The sequence below is a fragment of the Synechococcus sp. LA31 genome (assembly GCF_018502385.1).
Taxonomy (GTDB): Bacteria; Cyanobacteriota; Cyanobacteriia; order PCC-6307; family Cyanobiaceae; genus Vulcanococcus.
Map to the genome: position 1 here is coordinate 1,962,204 of NZ_CP075523.1, position 17,142 is coordinate 1,979,345.

14 protein-coding genes are annotated in these 17,142 nt (G+C 56.6%); 2 read left to right on the forward strand and 12 right to left on the reverse strand.

Going from position 1 to position 17,142, the window contains the following annotated elements; translation table 11 throughout:
* Positions 1-43: 43 nt before the first annotated feature.
* The 11 genes from KJJ24_RS10730 to KJJ24_RS10780 form a co-directional block, all read right to left on the reverse strand.
* Positions 44-838, reverse strand: a complete 795-nt coding sequence (locus KJJ24_RS10730) for a sulfotransferase domain-containing protein (RefSeq protein WP_214338622.1) — start codon at positions 836-838, stop codon at positions 44-46.
* Positions 839-861: 23 nt separating this feature from the next.
* Positions 862-1,653 (reverse strand): sulfotransferase, encoded by a 792-nt coding sequence (locus KJJ24_RS10735; RefSeq protein ID WP_214338624.1) that lies wholly within the window; start codon positions 1,651-1,653, stop codon positions 862-864.
* Positions 1,654-1,696: 43 nt separating this feature from the next.
* Positions 1,697-2,785: a hypothetical protein gene (locus KJJ24_RS10740; protein ID WP_214338625.1), complete on the reverse strand. Its 1,089-nt coding sequence runs from the start codon at positions 2,783-2,785 to the stop codon at positions 1,697-1,699.
* The gene (locus KJJ24_RS10745; RefSeq protein ID WP_214338627.1) at positions 2,782-3,708 is read right to left on the reverse strand and encodes a hypothetical protein; all 927 of its coding nucleotides are present in this window, start codon (positions 3,706-3,708) and stop codon (positions 2,782-2,784) included. Before KJJ24_RS10745 ends, KJJ24_RS10740 begins: the two co-directional genes overlap by 4 nt.
* 134 nt (positions 3,709-3,842) lie before the next feature.
* Positions 3,843-5,594, reverse strand: a complete 1,752-nt coding sequence (locus KJJ24_RS10750; protein WP_214338629.1) for a hypothetical protein — start codon at positions 5,592-5,594, stop codon at positions 3,843-3,845.
* Positions 5,595-5,830: 236 nt separating this feature from the next.
* On the reverse strand, positions 5,831-6,790 hold the full coding sequence (locus KJJ24_RS10755; RefSeq protein WP_214338631.1) for a glycosyltransferase: 960 nt from the start codon (positions 6,788-6,790) through the stop codon (positions 5,831-5,833).
* Between the two features lie 266 nt (positions 6,791-7,056).
* Entirely contained in the window at positions 7,057-8,910 is a 1,854-nt protein-coding gene (locus KJJ24_RS10760; protein ID WP_214338632.1) for an ABC transporter ATP-binding protein, read from the reverse strand.
* A 96-nt stretch (positions 8,911-9,006) separates the two neighbouring features.
* Complete coding sequence (locus tag KJJ24_RS10765) at positions 9,007-10,839, reverse strand: ABC transporter ATP-binding protein (RefSeq protein WP_214338634.1); 1,833 nt, start codon at positions 10,837-10,839, stop codon at positions 9,007-9,009.
* 24 nt (positions 10,840-10,863) lie between these two features.
* Positions 10,864-11,919 (reverse strand): glycosyltransferase, encoded by a 1,056-nt coding sequence (locus tag KJJ24_RS10770; RefSeq protein ID WP_250544645.1) that lies wholly within the window; start codon positions 11,917-11,919, stop codon positions 10,864-10,866.
* A 29-nt stretch (positions 11,920-11,948) separates the two neighbouring features.
* Entirely contained in the window at positions 11,949-12,662 is a 714-nt protein-coding gene (locus tag KJJ24_RS10775; RefSeq protein WP_214338636.1) for a heme oxygenase (biliverdin-producing), read from the reverse strand.
* Positions 12,663-12,761: 99 nt separating this feature from the next.
* A complete protein-coding gene (locus KJJ24_RS10780; protein WP_214338638.1) occupies positions 12,762-13,211 on the reverse strand; it encodes a hypothetical protein in 450 nt (149 codons plus the stop codon).
* Between the two features lie 84 nt (positions 13,212-13,295).
* On the opposite strand from KJJ24_RS10780, the gene KJJ24_RS10785 reads away from it, so the two are divergent.
* Positions 13,296-14,726, forward strand: coding sequence for an NADP-dependent isocitrate dehydrogenase (locus KJJ24_RS10785; RefSeq protein ID WP_214338640.1), 1,431 nt, complete (start codon positions 13,296-13,298; stop codon positions 14,724-14,726).
* 13 nt (positions 14,727-14,739) lie between these two features.
* Here KJJ24_RS10785 and KJJ24_RS10790 read toward each other — a convergent pair whose 3' ends face one another.
* Positions 14,740-15,780: a hypothetical protein gene (locus tag KJJ24_RS10790; protein WP_214338642.1), complete on the reverse strand. Its 1,041-nt coding sequence runs from the start codon at positions 15,778-15,780 to the stop codon at positions 14,740-14,742.
* A 38-nt stretch (positions 15,781-15,818) separates the two neighbouring features.
* Here KJJ24_RS10790 and KJJ24_RS10795 point away from each other — a divergent pair, with 38 nt between their 5' ends.
* Positions 15,819-17,132 carry a (Fe-S)-binding protein gene (locus KJJ24_RS10795; protein WP_214338643.1) on the forward strand — a complete coding sequence of 438 codons (1,314 nt, stop codon included), beginning with the start codon at positions 15,819-15,821 and terminating at the stop codon, positions 17,130-17,132.
* Positions 17,133-17,142 lie beyond the last annotated feature (10 nt).

Here is a 17,142-nt window from a genome sequence, read left to right on the forward strand (position 1 = left end):
GAGAAAAACCTCGGCTCAACAACAAGATCAAAACGAGGCCGATTCATGTCCAAACGTTGAAATCAGGGAGCATGGCCTGCAAATCCTGATTGGGTTGAGCATAAAACTCAGCCAAATGCGACAACACAGACTGCGGCACAGCATCGCGTTTCTTCCCTACATTATGAACCTTCATGCCCTCGGGCAATGGCACGTGGCGCAACCCGAGAAAAGCTTGAACTTGAGCATAGATCTCAGCGGGTTGCTGGAAGAACTCCTCACTTTTGAGCACAAGCACGCGCGATCGCTCGTAATAAGAGAGAAAAGCACTCAGCTTCTCTGCATAAAGACCGCGAGTTTTATAGAAGTTACGTGTGCCTGCCTCGGGACCTTCTGCAGAGAGGAGTGCCTCCTCCATTGAGCGCTTTTCCAAGCCGTTGCTAACACGATGTCCATAGTGCGAAATGGCTCGCTTCACTGGATCACGCAGCATCAGAATCAAGCGTGCGTTTGGGATATGACGATGCATCCGCTCAGCAACTTTAGGGGCACGCTGGATGTAAGCAGGAGTTGCCTCAAGCACACACTTTGGACTTCCGAGCATTTCCAGCAGCGGGAAGTAGCTGCGATACCAACCAATGCCACGATTGTAGTTGTTATCAAAGAAATGAACTTCTTTGACAGCAGAAAAAGCAACATCTGGATGATGACGCAGCCATGCGTTCAATGTCGTAGTGCCACATTTCATGGCTCCGACTATCACAGCGTTAGGCAAAGGGCGCAAAGAAGCCGTGAGCCTATAATAAGGGAAAAGAATCTGATGAAGATAGCGGCGAAGGTGCTTGTCGCGCTTGAGCATGATCATGAGAAGAATAATGCTAGCTAAGGCCAGACTGAAAAGGAAGGCAGCAACTCAGCCAGGCGCTGGTTAGGTGCTTGGTAATACTGAGAAAGATGCTCAGTCACCTCAACGGGAATCTCGGCTTGCCGCTGGCCAACGTTGCGAGGAGAACTACCCTCGGGCAATGGGCGCTGTGAGACACCAAGGAAGTTTAGAACGGCGGCATAAATGGGCTCTGACTTAGCAAAGAAGTCTTCACTTTTGATCACCATAATTTGGTGCTCCGCGTAGAATTTACGAAACGTCTGAATCTGATCCGCATAAAGGCCTCGTGTTTTGTAAGAGTTGTCGCTGCCAACAGCCCTGCCGTAATCAGAGAGAAGGGCTTCCTCGATGGAGCGATCCTCCTCTCCATTTCTTACTCGATGCCCATAGTGGGAGATTGCTCTCTTCACAGGGTCTCGTAGCATCACAATCAAGCGGGCCTCGGGCACAAGGCGATGCATTCGCTCGGCAACCACGGAAGCGCGGAAAAGATACGCTGGGGTGGCCTCCAGCACACACTTGGCACCTAATAGTGTCTCCCAAATCGGGAAGAAGCTACGATACCAACCAGGGTCCTTTTCATAGTTCTGATCAAAGAAGTGAATCTCTTTAATTGCCGAGAAAGCAACTTCAGGATGACTACGCAACCAGGCATTCAGTGTTGTTGTCCCACATTTCATGCCACCAATAATGACTGAATTAGGGAGTGGCCGCAGGGCGGCCGTGGCACGGTAGTAGGGATAGAACGTGCGGTGCAGATGCTTCCTAATCCGCTTACTTCGTGCCAAGACCAAAGCTACACCTCAAAGCAGCAATGAGACCATTCTAACCTCAGTCGTGGCGAGGAGCCTCATGAAGCAAATAATCCTGCAGACGACTAAGAAGAAGTTGATCCTCAGGAGGTTCAATCAAGTCTGTGATCCGAGCCGGTGACGAAGCATGCGAAAAATCTGTTTGTTGATCCTCGGCCTGACGGAATGACGTAGTGGCGACACCACTGAACTGCAAGCCATACTGATCAGCCAGCCAAGCAAGATCATCGGCATGGCGATCACGCACCGCCGCCAAGACCTCAGGCCGGACACGAATGGAGGAGCCGGATGAACGAGAGACCTGCGTAGACAAATTATCCCAAAGACGGGTTAGGGCACGCGCGGCATCCTGCGCCACTGAGGTAGCAAACTGAGGACTTTCGGCCATGATGCGTTGCATAGCAACGAGCTCTTCACTCGTTGCTGATCGATTCACCTCAGGCAGAACAGGCAAGGATTGCCAGATCGTGCTCGTTGACAAAGCAGCCTCAACCTGGGTCTGAAAATCGCGAACAACACAGCCGTTAACCAACTGACTGCGCTCAAACGGGCGCACGATCAAGCTCTCTCCAAACACCGAAGCCCATGTCTCAAGGCGGCGGCGCAACGCATAGCGCCATGAGAACGGGTCAAAACGCTTGAGATCGGTTGAAAGGCGAGACCACTGTTGCAAGGCAGAGCCATACAACGATCCAGGTTCACGCACATAGCCAATCACGACAAAGCGATCACAGCCAAGCGCTTCGAAATCATGGCGTAAGAGCTCAATACCACGGCGTGGCAGGCGCCAGAGATATTCACTCGACAACACTGCGCCTTGAGGGGAACGCCTCCAACGCGGCTGCAGGCAACGTTGAAGTACATCGCGATAGCGGCGCAGATCTCTCTCGAACTGTGCAGGATTCTGCTGGTGACGCTGAGACAAAAAGCGTGGCAACGCTTTGGGCTTGAGATAACAGCCAGCAATAAAGCCGCTGGGCAAAGGCTTTCCGTAGGGATTTGGGGGAAGCCCCCGCCAACCGCGCCGCCAGCAAGCCTGGATCAAGCTGGCCTGTATGGCAGAAGAACCGGCTTTCGGCGAACCGATATGCAGCACTAGCGTTGTCATTGCAGGCCCTCCCGCACAACAGCCTCCAACAGGCGGTGGCGCAGTTGATCAATTAAGGCAGGATTCTGGGGAGGCTTAACGAGATCACCAAGGCCTGAAACTTGCTTAGAAACAGGCAGACGATCAAATAGATCCAGACTATTCTTCGAACCCAAAACAATGCCGTATGTCTCTGCCAGCCAGCTGAGATCATCAGCATGCTGATTGTAGATTAGTTTACGAACAGCAGGGCGCAAACGCAATGGGGAGCAATCTAGGCCTACGCTCTGATCTCGCAGCAAGCGATTAATTTTGGCCATATTAGACATCCACGATAGCTCCTCTCTCCGGCTCATCGGAACAGACTTGATCAGATCCTGGACCAGCATCAAGGCCTCGACACCAAGGGATTGATTAACTCCGCCTTCCTCTGGACCATTGATGACCATCTCAAACCAACTGCTGCACTGCTGGTAGAAGTCAGCAACAACTGAGCCCTCCTTCAACTGATCGCGGTCAAAGGAGCGCACAACAAGCTCATCGGGCCCAAATACAGATCGCCATGATTCAAGATGCAGCCTAATCTTATAGCTCCATGTCCAGGGGTTGTAAGGCGCTAGATCATCGGAGATTCGCAACCATTGCTGCAAAAAAGATCCATAAGCCGAGACAGGATCTCGGATATACACCAATACTCGAAAGCGTCGCACTCCCAATCCACTGAACCATGTGCGCAGATCCTTTATTTGCTGCTCTGAAAAACGAAACAGAAACTCAGACGAAAGAATGGCTGATTTATTTTGAGCCAGGATATCAGAGAGCAGTTCCTGATATCGTTTAACCTCATCTTTGAACTGCAGGGGATCACGGCGATACCGCGCTGCTAGATATCGCGGCAACTGATCAACAGGTTGATAGCAAGCAGCGATAAAGCCTGAAGGCATCGGCCGGCCCAGTGGATTTGGGGGCAACAGCACTGGGCCATCACCAGGAGAACAGAGCTCAGATCTTCTCCAAAGGCTCGACTGGATCGATGACGATCCAGCTTTCGGCGAACCAATATGAAGCAACAGATCTGTCATTGAAAGTAGAACGCGGGAATTGGCAACAAAGGCGGGAAAAGTTCTGATGATGATGTTTTATCAAGATGCTCAGCATCAGGCATATGGACTCCATATTGATCTGCATACTTCAACATGAGGCCATGCAGGTTGGCAATCCGGGATTCGGTTTCGCCGCCAGTACTTCGAGCTATGCGATATTGACATCCCAGCCTTAAGAGCAAATCAATGAGCTCCGTGGAGCAGCCAGTATGTTGCCGCAACAAAAGCTCAACAATGTAAAGGTCCTGCTGGTCCTCAGGCCTAGCAGTAACCCATGGGTGGCCAATGACATTGGGCAAATGATTCATAAACTGTTCAGTCCAGCCCTTGAACAAGCCAATTGATTCAGGGGAAATAGGGCTTTTCATATCTTGACACTCACACCAGCTCAGCAGATCCGATAGCAACGCCAGTTGCAGGACTACGCTGGCAGATGGACTCGTACCTGGTAAGCGGCCAGAAAATAGGCGTCGGCGTAAAAGACGCAAACGGGGTTGCATTCCTTGCTTCCCTTCGGCAAACCAAAGCCCAACCAATTGATCAAGCAAACAAGTAGCCCGAGGAATCTGGTCAGGCTTAAGAACGATGTGACTCCAAAGAAGGTGACAATAAGCGCTAATGACTTCTTCTGTTGAAGCTTTGGGCGGGGGGCCGCCTTGATCCCACCAGTGCTGCCAGGCCAAAAGCAACTTTTCAGAAGCACCGGCCTGATATTGAAGCCATTGGCATTGAGAATCATCCAGGAGTGGGCCACTCCAGTAGCCCTGGTAAGCAGACCGGGAATTCAGATCTCCACTAGATAATAATGCCTGATTAATACTAATCTTGATTGCTGCATTACGTGCACTATAGCGGCTCTGCTGGGATAGAACAGCTGCGGTAGACTTTGAATCACTGACCCCAGAGTGTAAACGAGCAACCCAGCCGGCCCGCGGGCAGGGAGGTGTGGGCTCGAGAGAAGGGCGCCGTGGCTGATCCCACACTTCATCCATCCAGGCATCCCAAGGGCCCTGCAAGCCAAGACGCCAAAACATTTCGACTTTGGGACGCCTGCCATATGGGAAATCCTCATTAAAACGTTCGGATGCAGAAGCCGCAAAAACCAGCTGAGGCTCATCCCTTGGTTGAGCATCTAGTAACGGGTCAAGCAACTGGGAGTTATCCGAAACACGAAGCATCGGTACATGGAAATAGTCCGCACTCGACTGACGCAACACAGCAGATTGCAGAGATTGCCAGCCAGATGCAGTCAGAAAGCAGTTTCCATCCCAGGGCAAGACCCAGTCAGCCCTTGCACGGCCAAGATCTAGTGCCTTATTGCGAGCCCCATTATTATTCATAAGGTAGTTATTCTTATTGCGATACAAGGCAACTTCAAAACCCTCTCGCTGCGATCTATTCAAGCGAAGGTAGGCCTTGGAAACAAAATAATCAGGCGATGGCAACACGTTCCAATCCCATGGAGCTGCCTTGAATGCTTCCATCTCAAACGGGATCACATCGTAACCATATCCATAAGATTCAAGAACATCAATCAGTCCTTGCAACTTGCTTTGATCACGGATTCGGTTTAACAACCAACGCTTTTCACATCCCTCAAACTGAGACTCATGCTCCAATATAAAGCGAAGGTTTGCCAAGCTCTGTCCCTCGTTATGGCGTGGATAGAGATCATTCCCAATAATTCGATACAGCACAAAGCGTGAGCCCCGGTCTTCGGCAGTCAAGAGATCTGTCGGATCAGATCCTCTAGAAGTGGGAACCAAGGCTTGAGACCTTGAGGTAGACGCTTTGAACTGTGAGGTAGATCTCAAGAGCCAACGACGCTTCACCCACCTGCCACTACGTTTTGCAAATGTCTGAGCTCGCCGTTTAGCTTTTGTTACGCGCAATAGTGCCTTTTCAGGGCTATCGAGCAGGCGATCAAGGTTTGCTTGGATAAACCGGTGATATGGCATCAGGATCAATCCTTCTTGGCGGCGACAAGAGTATGGCTGAGGTGTTCCATCATAGACTTGGTTCGCGCGTCATAACTGCACCAATCCGGAAGTGCTTCAAGGGATACAGATCGGGCTGCAACTACACTTTCTGATAACTGCAGCGAAGCATCAACTGCAGCCAGGAACGACGAATAATCAGGACACAACTGAGCCAAAGAGCCATACTCTGCTAGGGCTGGGAGATTTGATGACACTACAGGCACACCAGCTGCTAAATACTCAAAGAACTTCATTGGAAACATCGATCGAGTATATGCGTTCATGGGGCAAGGAAGAAGCGCCAGATCAAAACCACAGAGATAGTTGGGCAGCTCCCCATAGGGGCGTGGACCAAACAAGTGCACATTGGTCAGCCCCATCAGCTCTGTTAAATCTGTATCAGGATCTCCCTCACCGATGCGGCCAATAAGCACGAGCTGACAGTCAGAGCGATGACGTGCTAATCGAACTAGTAGAGCAATATCAAGCTTGTATCCACTTACTGCACCAATAAAGCCAAGACGCGGGCCAGGAGGGAGTGCCTGTAGGTCTGGCGCCACAGGCAATGCGTTATCTCGAGCTTGAGCGAAATGCTCAACGTCAGCAACATTAGGGTCAAAGCGGGTATGAGGATTCAATCGACCGCGGCTCTCCAGCAATGCTGGTGAAGTCACGAAAATCTGATCGCACGCTCTACATAAACGCTCTTCTTCACGCGCAATCAGAGCAGAAGGCATGCAAGGCTGCGCAACCAGATCATCGACACAGTGATAAACAGTCTGCCGAAAACCACTAGGAAGAAGAGGAAGTAATTGACCAATCAGCGGATTATATGTCCACAGGAGATCAGAACTAAGATTTAAACTGCGCTGCCATAATCGAAGGAAGCTTCTAAATACAAAGCCGTTGAGCCAACGCTGAAAGCTGGTTCGTGGCGCCGGCATTAATAAAGGCGACCAAACCCACAACCTGGGAGCAACGCGACGGGGTGGTTTAAGACCATGACGTATTCTTTTCCAGACTCTACGAAGATCCTGAGCCTCCATGCGCGGGGATCTCAGGCCCAAAGATTCCACGTAGAGAACTCTGTGACCTAACCTCGCCATTGCGGAAGCCACATGCTGCTTGTTCGTCCAGAAAGGGTGATCCCAATCAGCTGTGGACACGAGGATGATGTCTCGAGTCAATTCGCTGTTCATAACCAACGGCTTCACTCCATCATTGATGATGGACGCTCATCCAAGGCTGAGATCCTCTTCAATGCACCAGAACTCTTAGACAACTCGGAAAAACTATTAAAAAGCCTAACTCTTCCAGACTCGAATTCGTAAATACGATCGCAGCGTTCAACGGTGGAAAGGCGATGAGCGATCACTACCGTGGTACAACGACGGGCAACAATCTCCAAGGCTGCTATAACTTCTGATTCAGTTCGATTGTCAAGCGCACTGGTTGCCTCATCGAGCAATAAGAACTCGGATTTTCTGTAAAACGCTCTCGCCAATGCTAAGCGTTGGCGTTGGCCACCTGAGAGATTGATGCCATCTCGACCGATCGGGGTGTGCAGGCCAGATGGAAGACTCGCCACGACATCCTGCAGCTGGGCCGCTTCCAATGCCTCCCACACTTGGTCTTGATCAACGGATTCAATATTTTCAGCGAACGCAATATTCTCAAGCACACTGCCTCGCAGGAACGAAACCATCTGAGGAACGTAAGCACAGCAAGATTGCCAAGACGGCAAGTCGTCAGGTTCGACATCCAAACCATCAATCTCTAGTGCGCCTTTCTGAGGTGTGAGCAAACCAAGAAGCAGGTTTGCCGTCGTACTCTTTCCGCTGCCCGTTGTGCCGATTAATGCAACTCTCGAACCAACTGGAACTGTAATATTCAAACCTGAGACCACAGGCACTTGCCTGCCTGGATAGCAATAAGTGACGTCTCGCAATCTCACCGTTCGCAGTGGCTTCATCCCTTCAGCACTAATCATTGACTGAGATGCCGATCCCACTGACAGTGCACGACCAGAGGGCAGATCCAGGAAACCAAGAACATTCTCCACAAAAGGAAGAGAGGCTCTCAAGCGAGTTAGAGCTTTGAAAAAATCATTTAAGGCAGGAGTTAATCGCTGAGATGCCAGTGCCAAAGTAGCCAAGAATGGAACAATCTGCTTAAGGGTTCCAACCCCGCCACCTTCTCCAAGCAGTGCGGGAAGTGCCCCTATCAAAAATATAAGAGTGATCCCAAGAGGACCGATAACTTCTTTGGGAAGAGAAGGCAAAAAGTTGTTAATAGCCTCAACTCTCTTCACGCTTCGAGAGCTGCTACTAAAGGAATTCAAAAAGAACTGATATGCAGAGTAGAGCTCGACCTCTCGAATCATCCTCATCGACTCTGAGTAACCCTGCTTCATCTCCGAAATGAGTCTTAGCTTTTCTGATGCTGCCTTTCTGAGATGGGAAGTCAAGAAATAAGAAAACAAACCATAGGCTGCCGCTAAAGCGCCGAACAAAGCCAAGGCGTACCATCTCCCCACATAGAGCAGTCCAGCCAAGAGAAATGAAACTGTAAATATCGAAGCCTGCATTTGAAGCAGGGGAGAAAAAGCACCCTTGGCGACATAGCTCACATTGCGGAGCAACTTCGACTCAATAGCTGCATCATTTTTGCCGATATGAAATTCGTAAGGCTGAGTAAGTATCCTTGCGTAGATTGTTTCTGTCATCCACAGCCACAATTGCCCGGTCATGCGTTCCTGCAAGGCCAACACAACCAGTTTTGAGATTGAACGAAGCCAGGAAAAAAGAATAAAAAGCGCAATCAAGGTGAGCGCCTGATCCAAGCGATCCCCCTTCAGGAACGGCAGGTCTGGGATTCCCTGCCGAAGGCGCGTGCCCAGCAGAGCCGACATCATCCAAGCCACCACGGCAATGGATGCTGCATCCAGGATGCCCGGAACAACCGCAACCGGCATGAGGAGCAGGATGCGCCGCCGCAGACGTGGCGGCAAGTGACCACTCAAACGAATGACTTGCCGCAGCGTCTTGCTGGGAAGCTTCGCCATTCAGAACGTCACTCTCTATTTATCTCAACTTATCCGGTAGCCCCAGAACGAGGAGCCAAGCCGTGGCCAGCCAGCCAACCGATTGCACCATCCGGATCAACCGCCAGCCATGCGGATGGCTTGATCCTCGAGTTTGAGGAGCTTGTCGAAGCTATCGGAGGAGCTCTGCAGCTCCTCAACGCTGCTGTAGCTCTTCATCTCGCCATCCACCAACTCCACGATGCGATCACAGCGGCTCACGGTGCTGAGCCGATGAGCCACCACCAGCGTGGTGCACCGGCGCCCCACCAGCTCCAGCGCATCGATCACCTCAGATTCCGTGCGCTGGTCGAGGGCACTGGTGGCCTCATCGAGCACCAGGAAGGCCGAGCGCCGGTAAAACGCACGGGCCAATGCCAAGCGCTGGCGCTGGCCACCAGAGAGGCGTAGGCCGTCGTCACCCACTTGGGTGAGCAAACCGGAGGGAAGCTGCCCCACAAAGTCATCGAGCTGAGCAGCCTCCAGAGCATCCCAGACCCTGTGCTGATCCACCGATTCAGGCCGCTCTCCGAAGGCCACGTTCTGCAGGATCGAGCCATGGAGCAGATGGATCGATTGGGGCACGTGGGCGCAGTTGGCCTGCCAAGCCGGCAGCTCCAGGTCTTCAACAGCGATGCCATCGAGCTCAAGAGCACCCTGCTGGGGCGTGAGCAAACCCAACAGCAGATGCACCGTGGTGGTCTTGCCACTACCTGTCGTGCCCACCAGAGCGATCCTCGATCCCATTGGAATGGAGAGGTTCACGCCCTTAAGCACCCAGTCGTGGGTTTGGGGATAGCGATACCAGACATCGCGCAAGCGCACGAAATGGCGTGGGGCCACCCCTGCTGCGCTGGGCACCCCGGGCGTCCGCAACGTGGGGCGATCAGAGGGCAAGGCCAGAAGCTCCACCACATCGCCCAGAAGAGGAAGGGATCCCCTGATCCTGGTGAGGGCGCGAAACGCATCCTGCAGGGGCGGTGTTAACCGCAGGGCGGCTACCGCGATTGTGGCCAGAAACGGAAGGATCTCCTGAACCCGCTGGGGGTTGCCACTGAGCAAGGCCGGCAGGGCACCCACCGCGAAGATCATCGTGATGCCGAATGGCTCAATCAAGCCGCGCGGCAACTCAGGCAACCACTCCGCGATCCAGATGCTCTGCCGCGACTGCTCGGTGGAACGACCGAAGCAGGCTTGGAAATAGGGCTCAGAACCGGTGAGCTGAATGTCGCGAACCGATCGGATCGATTCCATCAGCACCTGCGACGACTGGGCCTCCATCGCCACCCGCACAGCACTGGCCGAACGCAGCCGCGGGGTGACACTGACAGACACCAGCACATACGCGAGTACCAAGCCAAGCACCAAGGCCACCGCGAGCCAGCGCCCCACCCAGAGGATGCCAATCGAAAGCAACACGATCGAGGCCACACCACCGATCAGCTGCAGGATTGGCGTGATCACCGTGACAGCCAGGTGATTGAGGTTGGCCAGCACCCTTGAACTGAGTTCAGCCGAGCCCGCTTCCAGGTGAAACGAAAACGGCTGTTTGAGCAACCGGGCGTAGATGAGATCTGAGAGATCGCGCCAGATCCGCGCAGACAGCCGCTGCTGGCGCAGCCTGAGACCAAGCTTGGCGGCCGATGCCAACCAACAGAACAGCACAAACAGCCCGATCATCCACAGGCTCTGGCTCGCCGCATCAGCATCCATGAGCCCAAAGGGCTGCAGCGCAGGGCTCACGTCCTGCCGCACCAGAGCACCGGTGAGCTGAGCGATCAACCACACACACACCAGGTCGAGAGCGCCGGGCAGCACCGACAGCGGCAACAGCGCCTGCACAGCCTTGAGCCGCTGCGGCGGCAACAAGCGAAACAGCTGCCGCAGCTGCTCAAGTGTCCGGCTTCTCATGTGAGCAAATTATTCGTTCAGCAATCAGCGCAGGATCTGCAGCGCCCAGGCGAGGCCAGAGATCCGATTGGCCATGCTCTGGCGCAGACGCTGCCAGCGCCAGGTGGCCTGCGGGGGCGGTGACAGAGGTTGCTCACCGGCTGCCAGGCGTTGCCAGTGCTGATCCAGTCTCACCAAGGCGGCCTGCCAACGCAACAGCAGGGCAGGCTCCGAGCAACTCACCAACAGCGGCTCCAGTTCAGCCGCATCAGCCAGCCAATCAGCAGGCCGGCGAGCGGCCGCTTCAATCGCATCTAGATCCGCCTCAAGGCTGCCCGCCCCCAGCTGATGACCCACCACACCAGGATCGAGATTGTCGGCCAGGGCATGGTTCAGGCTGCTAAACACCACACAGCCACAGGCCAAGGCCTCGATCGGCGGTAGGCCGAACCCCTCCGATACACCTCGGCCGCGCCAGTAGGGAGCCGAGTCGTAGAGGTAAACCGTGGCGCTGTTGAACAGCTCCACCAGGTCGTCAACCCAACCGCTCTGCACCTCCACCCGCAGCCCCCGGCCCTGCAGAGCCGGCACCAGCTGATCGAGCACGTAGGCACTGCTCTTGCGGCGCTGCACAAGCACATCGATGGGCCGCTGCCGCTGGCTACCGCGAGCGCCCCGCTCGATCCACATCGGCTCGAGGGCGTTGGGCACCAGCAGCAACGGGTTGCGCGGTGCCCGATCGCCCCAGTAGCCCAGCGTGTTGCGGCTCACCGCCACCACCGGCACCCCAGCCGGTAAATCGAAGCCATAGCCGCTGCTATGGGCGTGGTAGGCGGTGGGGCGGCCCTTCAGGCGCCGCAGCAGCCAGGGCACATCAAACCCCCAGCTCACCACCCACAGCGGGCTCGCCAGATCCAAACCTGCGGGCTCAGCCCGCAGCAGATCGGCCAGGAAGGGATGGTTGGGCTCCCGCTGGCGGTAAGTCACCATCTCCACGGCGGTGAACTGGCTGAGCAGCCGAGCTGTTTGCAGCTCCACCAGCAGGCCGCCGCAGCGAAACCGGCCGGTGGTGCCGGGCACAAGAACGCGAACGCTGCGCAAGGGAGGCTGGCCTGAACGCCAACTCTGGCTCAAGCAGCCACGGCTTCGGTGCTGCCGCTGCGGCTGCGGCGGGTGAGGAAGCCAAACAGCACTTTGCCGATGGCAGCCACCAAATTGCCCTCGAGCTCCTTGAACATGTTCATGTTGAGGTGGAAGGCCTCGTTGGCCTCTTCCACGATGCGATCAGCGGTGCTCTGATCGATCGGCAGGGTATCCATGGCGGCGCGATAGGTGCCTTTGAAGGCCTTCTCGTCGTCGATGGCAACGAACTCATAGAAGTTAAGGCCGTCGTTGTCGCTCAGATTCATCGCCTTTTGGGCAATGTTCTTGAGGATCTGACCACCGGAGAGATCGCCGAGGTAACGGGTGTAGTGGTGACCCACCAGCAGTTCCGGTGAGGTCTGGGCCACCTGATGGATACGGTCCACATAGGCAGCTGCCGAAGGGGAAGGCTGGATCTGGCTCTTCCAATCAGCACCGAAGTAGTAAACGAGATCCTGCTCAAGCGCCTCGCGGCGGTTCAGCTGGGAGAAGGCGATCGGTGACACCACCGGATGGTCCTTCAACCGAGCGATCTCCTCCTCCATCGCGCCGTACACGAAGTAGAGGTCGGCCACGAGCTTGCGATAGCTGGCCTTATCCACCACACCCTTGAGGAAGCAGCTCACAAAGCCGGTGTTCTCGGCCATGGTGTGGGACTTTTTGGTCCCTTCACGCAGTTGGGCAGCAAGGGCGACAGACATGGCGACGGTCCGCAGTCAGCTCACGGGCAGGTGGCCAAACGTAGTGGGACTTTCCCTGGCCATGGCGCCAAGGTTGCGAAGGGTTACGCAACGCTGGCCTCAGGCCGCATCGGCCGCCTGACTCTCCGAGGGAAAGAGTTCAAAGACGCCGCGCACGAAGCGATGCAGGGCCTCCACCACCGGCGGCTGGGGCAAATGGCTGCCGGTGGGTTGCCAATCGCCCACGCTGGCCAAGCGCCAACGCTCCGATTCATAGGTGAGGCCTCGGATCATCACCCCCAGCAACCGGGGCCTGGCCGCACCACCGCCCGGGGCACGCTCCAGCCGCAACTGCACCAGGAACGAGCGGCACTGGCTGCGGGGGCTCCAGCCAGGCAGATGAAAGGAGAGATCGAGGCTTTCCTGCTCGGCGTGGGCGCGGGTCTGGGGATCGTCGCGCCAGGGGGCGAGATTGGCGCGTGCATCCGGGAAGTGCTGACGGAACAGCACTGCAACGGCCGCCACCGACTGCGCCAGTTGCACGGATCGAACTTGCTCGGACGCGTTCATGCCGTTGCCCCTGCAGCAGAACTGCGAGTCCCCAAAACCTAGGCTCACTCCACCGATCGCGCCGCTCCCGGTCAGCAACAGCCCATGGCCAGCTACGAGAAGCTCACCGCCCCATCCGAGGGCACAGCCATCCGCTTCGAGAACGGCCATCCGATCGTTCCAAACGACCCGATCATTCCCTTCATCCGCGGCGATGGCACCGGCGTGGACATCTGGCCCGCCACCCAGAAGGTGCTGGATGCAGCAGTGGCTAAGGCCTATGGCGGCGAGCGCCGCATCGAGTGGTTCAAGGTGTACGCCGGCGACGAGGCCTGCGACCTCTACGGCACCTATCAGTACCTGCCTGAAGACACCCTTGAAGCGATCCGCACCTACGGCGTGGCGATCAAGGGCCCGCTCACCACACCGATCGGTGGCGGCATCCGTTCGCTGAATGTGGCTCTACGCCAGATCTTCGATCTGTATTGCTGCGTGCGCCCCTGCCGCTACTACGAGGGAACCCCCAGCCCCCACAAGCGGCCCGAAGACCTCGACGTGATCGTGTATCGCGAAAACACCGAGGACATCTACATGGGGATCGAGTGGGAAGCCAATGACCCCGTCTGCCTCGATTTGATCAAGCACCTCAACGAGGTGGTAATCCCGGCCAACGGCAAGCTCGGCAAGCGCCAGATCCCGGCCGGCTCAGGCATCGGCATCAAGCCGGTGAGCAAGCACGGCAGCCAGCGCCACATCCGCAAAGCGATTCAGCACGCCCTGCGCCTGGAGGGCGATCAGCGCCATGTGACCCTGGTGCACAAGGGCAACATCATGAAGTTCACCGAGGGCTCCTTCCGCGACTGGGGCTACGAGCTGGCCACCACTGAATTCCGGGATGTCTGCGTCACGGAGCGTGAAAGCTGGATCCTCGACAACGCCGACAGCAACACCGGCCTGAGCATCGAAGCCAATGCCCGCATGGTGGACCCTGGCTACGACGCCCTCACGCCTGAGAAGAAAGAGGCGATCTGCGCTGAGGTGAAGGGTGTGCTCGATGCCATCGGCGCCAGCCATGGCAATGGCCAGTGGAAGCAGATGGTGATGGTCGACGACCGCATCGCCGACAGCATCTTCCAGCAAATCCAGACCCGCCCGGCTGATTACTCGATCCTGGCCACCCTCAACCTCAACGGCGACTACATCTCCGATGCCGCCGCCGCCGTGGTGGGTGGCTTGGGCATGGCCCCCGGCGCCAACATCGGCGACAACGCCGCCATCTTCGAGGCCACCCACGGCACCGCGCCGAAGCACGCCGGGCTCGATCGGATCAACCCCGGCTCGGTGATCCTCAGCGGCGTGATGATGCTCGAATACATGGGCTGGCAGGAAGCCGCCGATCTGATCACCGCCGGCTTGAGCGCAGCGATCGCCAACAAAGAGGTCACCTACGACCTGGCACGCCTGATGGAGCCCCGTGTGGAGCCGGTGAGCTGCAGCGGTTTCGCCGATGCGGTGATCAAACACTTCGAGGGCTAACCACCGATTGACCTCAAGGCACAGGTGCGGGGGTGGGGGCAGGGATGATCTGCACCACACCCCCCTCACCTGGAGCCATCACTTTTGGAGCACCGAGCACAGCAGGCTGGTTGAAGCGATCCACCCCCAGCAGCACTTGATGACGGCCTTGACCATTAGCCTGATAAGGCCCAGTTTTCAGCATCACAAACGCATTGAGATCAACGCGATTAATCACGTTGTAACGCTTTTGATTGGGACGCAGCACAATAAACATCGTCATCACCACATTCCAACCAACAGCCAAGGCCAACGCCGTGGCCATCGCAGCTGAACGACCGCCGCGACCCGGCCAACGCCGATTCAGCATCACAAAACTGATCGCACCGACAGCAAAAATCAACCCGCATGCCCAGAGGGCTACGCGCATGTAAAAGTCTTGAGAGTAAATGCTGCGATCTTCCGTATCAACCCCGGCTTCACGCACCCGCAGCAAAACTTGTCGCCAATTAGCCGCATCCTGGCGCTCGCGATTCACCAACTCGGTGTCACGCTTGGCCATCAAAACGCTATCAAGTTCATCGGCATAGCCATCCGGCGTTGCAGTTGAACCCAGCTTGAATGTTGTTTTGGGATACGCGATCAGCACCCTTGCCGCACCTGCTTTTTGAAGCTCTTGCTTCACCGCAAGTAGCAAGTAGTTCGCCATCTCACTATTGCTGGCGAGATCAATTCCAGCAAATTGAATCTCCAACGATTCGCCCTGAGCCGGAAGCTCGGCAAGCTTGAGAGCAGAGACAGCCTGATCAACAGCAATGGCCATGCTGCGTTGCTGAACGGCGATTCGCGGAAAACTGGCCTGCCGCAGGATTGGGATCTGCAGCTTCTCCGTACCAAGATCCTGAGCTCCCCGAAGCCAAGCCATGGCTCGCTGCATATCAGCGCTGTAGTTCAGCCATAGCTGATAAGAGACGTAACCCGCACTGAATAGCGCGAGCGTTGCACCCAAACCGATGAGATAATGACGTTCACCGCGGCTCACCTTCAATCCATCGATGCGAAAGCGACGCCGCATGGGCTCGAGGCGAGTAGAAGGCTTCAAACTAGGCAGCAATGACTGACCTGCCACACGACCCGTGCGTTCATTGCGGCTTCTGTCTGCCCACATGTGCCAGCTACCGGGTGCTGGGCACCGAGATGGATTCACCGCGTGGCCGGATTCACACCCTCAAGGCGATCGAAGCTGGCGAACTGGAGCTGGATGCCACCACCGCCAGCCATTTCGATAGCTGCCTGGGCTGCTTCGCCTGCGTGAGTGCCTGCCCCTCAGGGGTGCGCTACGACGTGCTGATCGAGGCCACCCGGCCCAAACTGAATGCGCCTGAGCTGCGCACGCCAACCCAGCGGGCTTTTCGGCAGCTGCTGTTTGCCCTGCTCCCCTACCCAGGGCGGCTGCGGGCAGCTCTGGCGCCGCTGCGGTCTTATGCGGGAACACCTCTGCAGGCGTTGATCCGGCGCTCGGGCTTGCTGCGGCTACTGGGACCTCAGCTGCAAGCGATGGAGCAGCTGTTACCGCCGCTTGCACCAGCGGCCTTCCGCGATGGCTACCCCCTCGTGGTGCCCGCCCGCGGTGAACGGCGTGCCCGTGTGGGCTTCGTGCTCGGCTGCGTGCAACGGTTGTTCGATCCCCAAGTGAACGCCGCCACCCTGGATGTGCTGACGGCCAATGGAGTGGAGGTGGTGATCCCACCGGCCCAGGGATGCTGCGGCGCCGTGACGCATCACCAGGGAGAACTGGAGCAGACCCGCGATCTGGCCCAAGCCTTGATCGATAGCTTCGACGCTGTGGTGGGGCCCGGCAAACCAGCCGGAGCGGAACCGCTCGATGCGGTGCTGGTGGCCGCGTCCGGCTGCGGCCATACCCTTAAGCATTACGGCCAGGTGCTGGACCACGAGCCAGGCCGAGCCTTTGCATCCCAAGTGCGGGACGTTCATCAATTCCTGGCGGAGCTGGGGCTGAGCGACACCTTCAAGGCAGGGCTCAAGCCCCTGCATCACAGCGACGGCGAGCCGGCCAGCGCCGAGCGACCTGTGGTGGTGGCGTATCACGATGCTTGCCACATGCTGCACGGCCAGGGCATCAGCGCCGAACCTCGCGCCCTGTTGCGCGCCATTCCTCACCTGCAGCTGCGCGAAGCCACGGAAGCGGGCGTGTGCTGCGGCAGCGCCGGGATCTACAACCTGGTGCAACCGGACGAGGCCGCTGCCCTTGGTGAGATCAAGGCTGCCGATCTCAGTGGCACCGGGGCGGCACTGGTGGCCAGCGCCAATATCGGCTGCACGATGCAGCTGCGCCGGCACCTGGGCGATGGTCCCCCGGTGGCACACCCCGTGGAGCTGCTGCTCGCCGCCTCCAAGCGGTCTTGAGCGCCCCATC